Genomic DNA, 10,184 nt, shown 5'->3' with positions numbered 1-10,184 from the left:
TGCGCACCGCGAGCCTCGACCACAGCATCTGGCTGCACCGCCCGGGCCGCGCCGACGACTGGCTGCGCTACGACAGCCGGAGCCCCTCCGCGGCGGGTGCCAGGGCCATGGGCCAGGCGACCCTGTTCACCGCGGACGGCGTCCTCCTGGCGACCGCGGGCCAGGAGATGCTCGTCCGCCCGGTCCCCGACCACGACGTCCTACCGCCCGACGGGTGACGTCCCGGCCCCCCGACGCGCCGAATGAGCTGGTTAGGGCCACTATGGGGGGTGTGGAGTCCCAGCCGAGACGTAGGAGGCCGTCATGACGCGCAAGCCGATGTCCGGCAGGCACGCGAACACCGAGTCCGCCGGCGAGGTGCCCTACGTCCGAGAACCCGCGCCCGGTGAGGTCCAGCCGGCGTCGCGGCTGCCCGCGGACCCGAACCGGCCGCTGCCCCCGGCGGACCCGAACATGCCCCCGGCCGACCCGGACACGTCCGTGGCCGACCCGAACCGGCCGTTGGTCCCGGCCGAGCCGTCGACCCAGGCCGGGCCGCTGGTCCAGACCGACGCGAACCACCCGTCGAGGGCAGCCGAGCCGCGGACCGGGACCGGGCAGCACACCGTGCGCCGGTCCCGCTTCGGCGGCCTGTGGGTGGGTCTGATCGTCGCCGCGGTGATCCTCGTCGTGCTGCTCGTGTTCATCCTGCAGAACTCGCAGAGCGTGCGGATCGACTTCTTCGGGCTGTCCGGTCACGCCCCGCTGGCGGTGGCCATCCTGCTCGGCGTCGCCGCGGGCGCCCTGCTCGTCGCCGTCCCGGGCTCGGTCCGCATCCTGCAGCTGCGCCGCGCGGTCAAGCACGACCCCCGGTCCTGACGCCACCGGTCAGTTCGGGTGCGTTCGGTGGTTCGGGAGCCGGGGTCCGGCGCATCAGCGTGGCGGCGAGCGCGCCGACGAGCAGCACCGCGACGGGAAGGATCATGGCCTCGCGTGCCGCGTCGGTGAGCCCGTTGTGCACCACCTGTTCGGCGAGCCGCTTGATCTGCTCGCCGACCCCCGGCGGCAGGTTCGCCGGCACGGCGGCACCGACCCGGTCGCTCAGCTCGTTGGCCGAGTTCGCCGCGTGGGACAGGCTCTCGACGAAGTCGGACCGGTACTGCGGCGGCAGCGACTTCACCGCCTCGGTCGCCTCCGAGCTCATCGAGGCACTGATCCTGGCCTGCAGCAGCACGCCGATCGCCGCGCTGCCCAGCACGCCGCCCACCTGGCGGGAGGTGTTGAAGATGCCGGAGGCGGTGCCCGCCAGGGCCGGCTCGACGGCCCGCATCGTGATGTTGCTCATCGGCGCGAAGACGAACCCGGTGCCGACGCCGGCCAGCAGCAGGGCCGGGACCAACGTCCACGGATCGGTGTGCGGCCCGCTGATGAGGGCGATGAGCCCGAGGCCGCCCGCCAGCGCGAGGAAGCCGACCATCACCAGGTACTTGGCGTTGCCGCGGTCGGACAGGCGGCCGACGAACGGGGCGATGATCCCGGAGAGCAGCGACATCGGCGCGGTGAGCAGACCGGCCTTGGTCGGGGTCAGGCCCAGCACGTTCTGCGTGTACACGACCAGCGGGACGAACATCCCGGTCATGGCGAAGCCGATGGCCGTCGCGGTGACGGTGCCGGTCGAGAAGTTCCTGTTGCCGAACACCCGCAGGGGCACGAGCGGCTCGGCGCGGTTGTACCGCTGCCAGACGACGAACACCACCAGCAGCAGCACGCCGGCGCCGATGATCTCGGGGATGGTGAGGAAGCCGGCGACCGACCCCCAGTCGTACTGCTGGCCGTTCTGGATGCCGAAGACCAGCAGGCCCAACGCGGCGACCGACAGCAGGATGCCCGGGACGTCGAACGAGTGCAGGCGCCGGGGTTGCCAGTCGGGCACCAGCACCGCCGTCAGCACGATCCCGACCACGCCGATCGGCACGTTGACGAAGAAGATCCACTCCCAGCCGAACGAGTCGACCAGCACGCCGCCGAGCAGCGGGCCGGTGATCGTGGCGAGCCCGGCTACCCCGCCCCACAGGCCCATCGCCGGACCGCGCTTGGCCGGCGGGAACAGGTGGGTGATGAACGCGAGCGTCTGGGGAGTCATCAGCGCCGCGCCGAGCCCCTGGACGGCCCGGGCCGCGATGAGCATCTCGGCGGAGCCGGCCAACCCGCACCACAGCGACGCCGCGGTGAACACGACCATGCCGGCCAGGAAGACCCGTTTCGGCCCGAACCGGTCGCCGAGCCGGCTGGTGAACAGCATCGGCACCGCGTAGACCAGCAGGTAGATGCTGATCACCCAGACCACGGAGTTCAGGTCCGTGTGCAGCCCGCGCACCATGGTCGGGATCGCGATGGTCACGATCGTGGTGTCGAGCAGGATCATGAAGAACCCGATGCACAGCGCGATGAGCGCCGCCCACGGGTTAACTCGCCTTGTCACCGTTTCTCTCCCTGTCGCTGTCCACGACGGACAGGCCACGCGCCGGGCCGGGATCGGCGTCCGGCCACGGGATCCGGCCGGACTCCAGGTCCTCGACCAGCCGCTCGGTCCAGGCCAGTTCCGCCTGGCGCTGGTGATGGGTGAAGTCGAACTCGATCCAGTACATCTTCGGCAGGTGCCGCGTCAGCCTGTGGTCGATGATGACCTGGTCGGCGGCGATCCGCGCGCGCAGGGCGAGCACGCGTGTGCGCAGCTGCGCCAGCGCGTCGTCCTGGTCCAGCTCGTTGGCCGCCGACAGGGCCACGGGGTACTGCGGGTACTCCTGGGCGGGCGTGGCGAGCATCGCACGCGCCTGCTCGACGAACACGTCCCGGCCGGCCTCGGTCAGCGCGTAGACCGTCCGTTCCGGCCGGCGACCCTGCCGCTGGGTGCCGACGACCTCGATGATGCCCTGGCCCTCGAGCCGCTCCACGGTGTGGTAGAGCGAGCCGGGCCGCAGCTTGACGCGGAGGTCGACCCGCCGTTCGCGCATGAGCTGCGTCATCTCGTACGGGTGCATGTCCCGCTCGTGGAGCAGTTCGAGCACAGCCATCGCCAGCGGTGTCAGCGGCGCCGTGGACCTGGTCATCTCAATTACTCCCTGCCGATGACTCCGTCTCGTTTATTCCACGCGGACTATACGACTTGGACAGACCGATGTCGACTCCGAGGGCGTCCTGACACACGCGCGTGGCGCCGCGGGCCCCGTCGCCGTCACGACGACGCGGCCCGTGATCCGGTGGGCTCCTGTGGATCTTTGTCCGAGGTCCGCACCTGACCAGCAGTTACCCCGGGGAAACGTGACGCCACCCAGCCACGATCCACCTCGACGCCGAAGCCTTCGCCGGAACGCGACCTACACCTGAGATTCCGGGGAGGCGAGCTGGGAACGGGCTAGTCGCGGTAGCGGGGGCTCGTCGAGTGCCACTCGAAGCCGCCGCCCATCCAGGAGCGCAGGCCGGTGAGGAACCGTTGCAGCTCGGGGGACGCCACCGACCGCAGCTCGTCGTGGGCGGACCGGAAGTCGTGGACGATGTCGTTGTGCAGGGCCACGACGATCTCGGTGGCCTCCTGGACGGAGCAGTCGCGGTCGGCGGCGACCAGCAGCACCATGTTGCACGGCGGGTTCTCGTCCGCCAGGTCCTTGGTGACCGAGTGGAGGTCGTTGACGAGTACGGACGCGGTGCCGGCCCGGATGGCGGCGTGGCGGACGCGTGGCTCGTAGTACAGGTTGGCCGTCAGCTCGTAGGCGCCGAGCACGTCGATGAGGGTCATCGACGTGTAGAAGCTGTCGTGCTGGCGGGCCGCGAGGTACTCCCACGCCGGCGGGTACTCCCCGGCGTGGCGCCACGCCGCGTACGCGGTCCAGCTCACGAACATCGCGAACGTCGAGTAGCAGACGCGCTGGTGCTGGGTCGGGGTGCCGCGCTCGCGCAGGTAGTCGGCGGCCGAACCCAGCGCGACGAGCACCCGGTCGTCGCGGAGCGTCTCGTCGAGGTCGCGGGTGAACTCGCCGGCCGGCGGCAGCGGGTCCATGGCCGCCATGGCCAGCGCCAGCCGGGGCGGGAGCCGCTCCGGCACGGCCCCGAGCGCGGTGTCGTCGGAGTAGAGGTCGTCGGCGGCCCACCACGCCGCGTTGAGCCGCGCCGAGATCAGCAGCCGGTCCGGGTCGTCGCAGTCGGGGTGGGCGAGGGTGACGAGCCGGCCGAACTCCGCCTTGCCGAACCCCGCGCACTCCTCCTCGGAGAACCCGCACTCGGCACCCCAGAGCACCAGCCGCCGGTCCACCTCCTCGGCGAGCGCGTCGTCGATCCGCTCCACCACCGGGCAGTAGAGCGGCGACGCCGATCCGTCGCCCCACTCCCGGTAGGCGTACGCGGGGTCGGCCTCGGGTGCCGGCGTGTCCGGTGGCGGTTGGGCCGCGGCGGTGAGCCGGGCCGTGAAGCGCGCGGCCGACGTGCCCAGCCCGGTCGGGCCGGCCAGCACGCCGGCCAGCCCGCCGCGGGGTTCGCTCATCACGTGCACCTCCGGGAGCGCGTCAGATGCGGTCGGCCGCGATGAGCAGGTAGTGGAAGCTGCCCTCGCGGTAGGCGGTGAGGAACGGGCCCTCGATGCCGGTGGCCACTGAGGACTTCGCGCGCAGCTCCCAGTACGGGATGGTCTGGGCGGTCAGGTCGACGACGGAGATGGGCACGAGGTTGTTGGCCGTCATCGCCCGGAAGTACTGGCTGCGCGCGTGGATGTTGCACGTGTAGTGCTGGTCGATCTGCGCGACCGCCTTGGACCGGCCGCCGGTGACGTCGTTGTAGCAACCGGTGATGGTGACGTACCGCCCACCGAACGCGAGCTGTCGCGAGTGCTCGGCGAACAGGTCGAACAGGTCCACGTACATCGTGCTCTCGTTGTTCCAGATGCCCCGGAACGCCCCGGTCTCGAAGCCGGTGTCGAGCATGTTCGTGAAGTGGTAGCGGACCTGGTCGGCGACGCCGCGGCGGGCGGCCTGCTCGTTGGCGAACGCGACCTGCTGCTCGGAGATGGAGACGCCGTCGACCTGGCAGCCGAACCGGGCGTTGGCCATGATGCTGGTGCCGCCGCGCCCGCAACCGGCGTCGAGCAGCCGGTCGCCCGGGCGGACGTCGCCGAGGTGGTCGAGCAGGACCTCGGCCTGCGCGGTCTCCAGCCGGTGCATCTCGGCGATGATCCGCTCGTCGCGGGTCTCCGCCGGACCGTCCAGGACGGACAGGTCGACCTCGCCGATGCCGTAGTGGTGGTGGTAGAGCCCGTCGACGTCCCCGAGGCGCAGGTTGACCGGGTCCTTCTCGTTGTTCCAGTACGCGGCGACCGATTTCTGGTAGGCGGTGCGCAGGACCTCGCGGGGGGCCGAACGAGTCACAGTCAAGGGGATTTCCTCTCCGAAGTCATGCTGGTAAATCCCGGTCATTCATGCACGTGAGTCGAACGACTCCGGAATGAACGCGGTGGGGATTGTGTGATGTCTGGTCGCCCGGGCAGATCCCAACTTACCAACCGGTCACACGTGGACAAGAACTCTTTCGGGTACATCCCCTTCGAGGGAATTCCTTACTACCCAAAGTGTGCGTCCGGCCCGTGTGGACGGTCGATCGTGGGCCCGAACGGGGACGTGATCATCCGTTCGGTGAGCACATCGGCGCGGGAAAATCGCGGCGCGGCGGGTTGCAATAGGCTCGGATCGGACAGCGCCGACTTCTTCTCGGCCTCGACGTATCGCACGGGCCGGTTGTGCACGCGGAATTCCCCCTCGCCTTTCCGCGCGCGACAGCCGTGTCCCGGTGGCGCCCCGCGTGGCGGAGTAGCTGGCCGATGGGCGGGGGTGAGTCCCGGTTGCCCCCGAGGCGGGCCGCGAAGCGAGCCGCCCGCCGCCCGGTCCTCACGAAAAGTGCCCGTCCTGTGTTGGTGTGACACACAAAGGGCCGCCGTGAGCTGGGTGTGTGACATACAGTTGCCTCCGTGCCCGGTGGGTCATACGCTGGCGGGCGCCGCCAGCGAGGAGTGCCGGAGGTGAGCGGTCGTTGCTGGTTTCGACCTGGGCTGGTTCGAGGGGATCGACGACATGTCCAGGACCTGGGGGGATTGCGCTGAGGCGGTTACGCGCGCCCGCGGTGCTCGCACGCGTCTTCCCCGATCCGTGAGGGCGCGTACGGGGGAGTAGGCACGGATGACTGTTGACGCCAGGGAAGGCGCGGCCCCGCTCGTCGGCCGGAGCGAGGCGGTGCGGTCGTTCGCGCGGGTGGTCGAGGCGACCCGCGACGGCGAGTTCCAGTTCCTCGCGCTGGTGGGTGAACCGGGCGTCGGGAAGACGCGCCTGCTGAGCGAGTTGGCCATCCGAACGGGTGAACGCGGCCTCATCACGCTGTGGGGCAGGGCCGCGGAGCTCGAGCAGATCATGCCGTTCAGCGCGTTGGTCGACGCGTTGGATGACCACCTGGAGTCGTGCGGTGCGGCGGTCGCCGGGGGGTTGGGTGTCGCGCAGCGCCGCCTGTTGGCCACGGTGTTCCCCGCCCTCACCAACGACATCAGCGACGGTGACGGCGACGGCGACCCGGAGGAGCACGCCGACCGCAGCGGGATCGGCAGGCTGCGGCTGTACCGGGCGTTGCGGCAGCTGGTCGACGAGCTGGCCGGGCCGGAAGGGCTGGCGTTGCTGCTGGACGACGTGCACTGGGCCGATCCCGGCACCGCGGAGTTCCTCGACCACCTGGTGCGCCATCCCCCGCGCGGCCGGGTGTTGTTGGCGGTGGCCTACCGACCCGCGCAGGCCCCTCCCCGGGTCGCCGCGCTGGCGGACGCGGCCGGCGGTCACGAGATCACGGTCGGCCCGCTCACGCCCGAGGAGGCGGCGGAGTTCCTCGGCGCGGGTGTGAGCCGGGCCCGGCGCCGGGCGCTGTACGAGGCCAGCGGCGGAAACCCGTTCTACCTCGAGGCGCTGGCCCGCATGCAGCGGCGCGACGGCACCGAGCTGCCCGCGTCGGTGCGGGCGATCCTCCAGGTGGAGCTGGACGAGCTGCCGCCGGACTCGCTGCGGGCGGCCCAGGCGGCCGCGGTGGCCGGCGACGAGTTCGAGCCGACCCTGATGGCGGTCGCCGCCGAGCTGCCGCAGTCGGCGTCGCTGAGCGCGTTGGGTGAGCTGGTGGCGCGGGACATCCTCCGGCCAGCCACGTCGGGCCGGTTCCGGTTCCGGCACCCGCTGGTGCGCCAGGCCGCCTACGAGTACGCCGAGGCCGGTTGGCGGCTGTCCGCGCACGCCCGGCTCGCCGCGCACCTGGCCCGCGTCGGCGCGCCGGCGACCGTGCAGGCCCACCACGTCGAGCACTCCCGTTCGTTCGGCGACCAGCGGGCCGTCACCACGCTCGTGACCGCCGCGCGTGCGGTGGCCACGCAGGCGCCGGAGACCTGCGCGCACTGGCTGCGGACCGCGTTGGAGCTCGTGCCCGTGGAGCCGGACACGCTCGCGGAGCGGCTGGAGCTGCTCATGGAGCTGTGCCGGGTGCTGGGCTACAGCGGCCGGTTGTCCGAGAGCCGGGACACCGCCCGTGAGCTGCTCGCGTTGCTGCCGGCCGACCAGCACGACCGCCGCGCCAAGGCGGCCCGCATCTGCGCGTTGATGGAACGCCAGCTCGACCGGCCGCACGAGGCCCGCGCCCTGCTGCTGGACGAGCTGCGGCGGATGCCGAACGCGCGGGCCGACGCCGCGATCCCCCTGCGGATGCGGTTGGTCGTGGAAAGCCTCATGCGCGTGGACTTCCGGGCCGCGCAGGCGGTGCTCGAACTCATGCCCGACTCCGGCCAGGGCTGGGAACCCGGCCTGGACGTCGCGGTCGCCGCGCTGCGGCCGATGTCCGCCTACGCCGCCGGGCGGATCGCGGACGCGCAGCGCCTGGCGGACAACGCCGAGCGGCTCGTCAACGCGGCCCCCGACGACCACCTGGTCGAGTGGCTGGACACGATGGCGTGGCTGTGCTGGGCGGACACTCTGCTCGGCCGCTACCCGGTGGCACTGCGGCACTTCGACCGATCCGCGGGCTTGGCCCGGTCGACAGGGCAGGCCTACGTGCTGACCAACCTGCTCGCCGGTAAGGCCCGCACGCTCATCGCGCTGGGCCGGCTCCCGGACGCGTGCGAGACGGTGGAGGAGTCGATCGACGGCGCCCGGCTGATCGGGTCGGGACAGCAGCTGGTGTTCGCGCTCACCCAGAAGTGCCTGGCGCTCGTGTGGTCCGGGAACCACGACGCCGCGCTGGCGGTGGGGGAGGAGGCCGTCGGCACGGTTTCGGGCAGCCGCGAGGTCTGGGACTACATGGCGCAGAACGCCCGGGGCGTGGCCCTGATCGCCGCGGGCCGGCTGGATGAGGGCGTGGACGCGCTCGTCGCGTCCTGCGCGGACTTCGTGGATCCCAAGCTGGACCGGGCCACGCTGGTGGCGACCTGTGAGCTGCTGGCCCAGGTCGAGGCCGGCGAGGGCCGGGGCGGTGCCCGGTGGGCCGAGCTGGCCGACGGCCTCGACGACCCGGGGCTGCCGGCGTTCACCGGGCTCGTGGCCCTGGCCAGGGCCCACGTCACGCGGACCGAGGACCCCGCCGCCGCGGCCGAGCTGGCGGAGGAGGCCGCGCGCCGGCTCACCGCGGGCCAGCGGCGCCTGGACGCCGGGCGCGCGCTGCTCACCGCGGGCCTCGCGCACGGGGAGGCGGACCAGGCCGACCGGGCCAGGGCGAAGCTGGCCGAGGCGACCGCGCTCTTCCGCGCCTGCGGTGCCGCGGCGTTGGAGGCGCAGGCCGTGCGTGAACAACGGCGCCTCGGTGTCCGCGTGTACACCCCGGTGCCGGCGGCACGGACGGGCGGCACGCACGGGTTGTCGCCCCGCGAGCTGGAGATCGCCAAGCTCGTCACCCAGGGGCACACGAACCAGCGGATCGCGGCGGAGCTGTACCTGTCCGTCCGCACCGTCGAGACCCACCTCTCGCGGGTCTTCGCCAAGCTCGGCGTCACCTCGCGGACGGGGGTCGCGGCCACACTGGCCCGGGAGTCCTGACCGGGGGGCGGGGGGCTATGTACGGGGTTTCCACGATGCCGCGCGGCGGCGCGGTAGGTCATGCTGACAGCGGGGTTCAGGGGGAGGGGATTCACGATGAAGCGCCGAATACCGAGGTACACGCTGGAAGGGGTCTCGGGGGCCGAGAAAACGGTACATCCATTCACGACGGGCGACGGGCTCGGTCTGCACCTGACCAGGTTCCTCGCGGCCGATTCCGACGACGTCGTCCTGCTCCTGCACGGGCTCACGCAGTCCAGCGACATGTTCATCATGCCGGAGCACCGCAACCTGGTCAGCTACCTGCACGCGCACGGCTTCGGGGACGTGTGGACGCTGGACATGCGCATGAGCAACCGGTTCCCGTACAACACGGAGACCGGCAGGCACACCCTGGACGACATCGCCGCCTTCGACCACCCCGCCGCCATCCGTGAGATCCGCCGTCACCTGGGGGGACGGCGGCTCCACGTGGTGGCGCACTGCATCGGCTCGCTGACGTTCCACATGAGCCTGTTCGGCGGGGTGGTCGACGGCATCACCAGCATGGTGGCCAACAGCGTCGGCCTGACCCCGCGGGTCCCGCGGTGGTCCCAGGCCAAGCTCGCGGCGGCGACCGTCGCCGTCGAGTACGGCCTGGGCCTGTCGTTCCTGGACCCGCGGTTCAGCGAGGCGATGCCGTTCACCCAGCGCTGGCTGCTGGCCCGCGCCGTCTCGCTCATCCACCGCGACTGCGACGTGCCGGCCTGCCAGATGCTGAGCTTCATGTGGGGCAGCGGCAACCCGGCGCTGTACGAGCACGCCAACCTCGCGCCCGAGACGCACACGCACGAGCGCCTGGCCGACCTGCACAGCGCCGTGGACGTCAGCTACTTCCGGCACATCGGCAAGATGGTGCGTGCCGGGCGGGCGGTGAAGTTCGACCCCCGCAACCCGGACCACCGGGCGCTCCCCGACGACTACCTCGTGGACGTCGAGCGCGTCCAGACACCGGTGCTGTACCTGACGGGCGACCGCAACCACGTGTTCGCCGACTCCAACATCGTGTGCCACCGGCTGCTGAACGAGCGGGTGCCCGGGCGTCACGAGCTGGAGGTGATCGACGGCTACGGGCAC

General features: G+C 71.6%; 9 protein-coding genes. 4 read left to right on the top strand and 5 right to left on the bottom strand.

The window, feature by feature from the left end:
• Both ACJ73U_RS21945 and ACJ73U_RS21940 read left to right on the top strand, forming a co-directional pair.
• On the top strand, positions 1-218 hold a 218-nt coding region (locus tag ACJ73U_RS21945; protein ID WP_407779552.1), incomplete at its 5' end, for an acyl-CoA thioesterase.
• 85 nt (positions 219-303) lie between these two features.
• Positions 304-858: a lipopolysaccharide assembly protein LapA domain-containing protein gene (locus ACJ73U_RS21940; RefSeq protein WP_407779551.1), complete on the top strand. Its 555-nt coding sequence runs from the start codon at positions 304-306 to the stop codon at positions 856-858.
• On the opposite strand, the gene ACJ73U_RS21935 is transcribed toward ACJ73U_RS21940, so the two are convergent.
• The 5 genes from ACJ73U_RS21935 to ACJ73U_RS21915 all read right to left on the bottom strand — a co-directional run bounded on the left by ACJ73U_RS21935 (position 836) and on the right by ACJ73U_RS21915 (position 5,752).
• Positions 836-2,461: a DHA2 family efflux MFS transporter permease subunit gene (locus ACJ73U_RS21935; RefSeq protein WP_407779550.1), complete on the bottom strand. Its 1,626-nt coding sequence runs from the start codon at positions 2,459-2,461 to the stop codon at positions 836-838. The two genes, ACJ73U_RS21940 and ACJ73U_RS21935, sit on opposite strands and share 23 nt — an antisense overlap.
• On the bottom strand, positions 2,445-3,089 hold the full coding sequence (locus tag ACJ73U_RS21930; protein WP_407779549.1) for a PadR family transcriptional regulator: 645 nt from the start codon (positions 3,087-3,089) through the stop codon (positions 2,445-2,447). Before ACJ73U_RS21930 ends, ACJ73U_RS21935 begins: the two co-directional genes overlap by 17 nt.
• Before the next feature lie 305 nt (positions 3,090-3,394).
• The gene (locus tag ACJ73U_RS21925) at positions 3,395-4,516 is read right to left on the bottom strand and encodes a family 2 encapsulin nanocompartment cargo protein terpene cyclase (RefSeq protein WP_407779548.1); all 1,122 of its coding nucleotides are present in this window, start codon (positions 4,514-4,516) and stop codon (positions 3,395-3,397) included.
• A 22-nt stretch (positions 4,517-4,538) separates the two neighbouring features.
• Positions 4,539-5,393 carry a geranyl diphosphate 2-C-methyltransferase gene (locus ACJ73U_RS21920; RefSeq protein ID WP_407779553.1) on the bottom strand — a complete coding sequence of 285 codons (855 nt, stop codon included), beginning with the start codon at positions 5,391-5,393 and terminating at the stop codon, positions 4,539-4,541.
• 191 nt (positions 5,394-5,584) lie between these two features.
• Positions 5,585-5,752: a hypothetical protein gene (locus ACJ73U_RS21915; protein ID WP_407779547.1), complete on the bottom strand. Its 168-nt coding sequence runs from the start codon at positions 5,750-5,752 to the stop codon at positions 5,585-5,587.
• A 445-nt stretch (positions 5,753-6,197) separates the two neighbouring features.
• Between ACJ73U_RS21915 and ACJ73U_RS21910 the strand changes: the two genes are divergently transcribed.
• Positions 6,198-9,068: a helix-turn-helix transcriptional regulator gene (locus tag ACJ73U_RS21910; protein ID WP_407779546.1), complete on the top strand. Its 2,871-nt coding sequence runs from the start codon at positions 6,198-6,200 to the stop codon at positions 9,066-9,068.
• Between the two features lie 96 nt (positions 9,069-9,164).
• The coding region (locus tag ACJ73U_RS21905) for an alpha/beta hydrolase (protein WP_407779545.1) at positions 9,165-10,184 on the top strand (1,020 nt) is incomplete at its 3' end.

This window comes from Actinophytocola sp. (assembly GCF_045807065.1).
Lineage (GTDB): Bacteria > Actinomycetota > Actinomycetes > Mycobacteriales > Pseudonocardiaceae > Actinophytocola.
Note: the sequence above shows the minus strand (reverse complement) of the source record. Positions and strands in the feature narration are given on the sequence as shown.

Coding starts and splice junctions, on each gene's coding strand:
- ACJ73U_RS21940 (WP_407779551.1), top strand. CDS start 304: ATGACGCGCAAGCCGATGTCCGGCAGGCACGCGAACACCGAGTCCGCC.
- ACJ73U_RS21930 (WP_407779549.1), bottom strand. CDS start 3,089: ATGACCAGGTCCACGGCGCCGCTGACACCGCTGGCGATGGCTGTGCTC.
- ACJ73U_RS21910 (WP_407779546.1), top strand. CDS start 6,198: ATGACTGTTGACGCCAGGGAAGGCGCGGCCCCGCTCGTCGGCCGGAGC.
- ACJ73U_RS21925 (WP_407779548.1), bottom strand. CDS start 4,516: ATGAGCGAACCCCGCGGCGGGCTGGCCGGCGTGCTGGCCGGCCCGACC.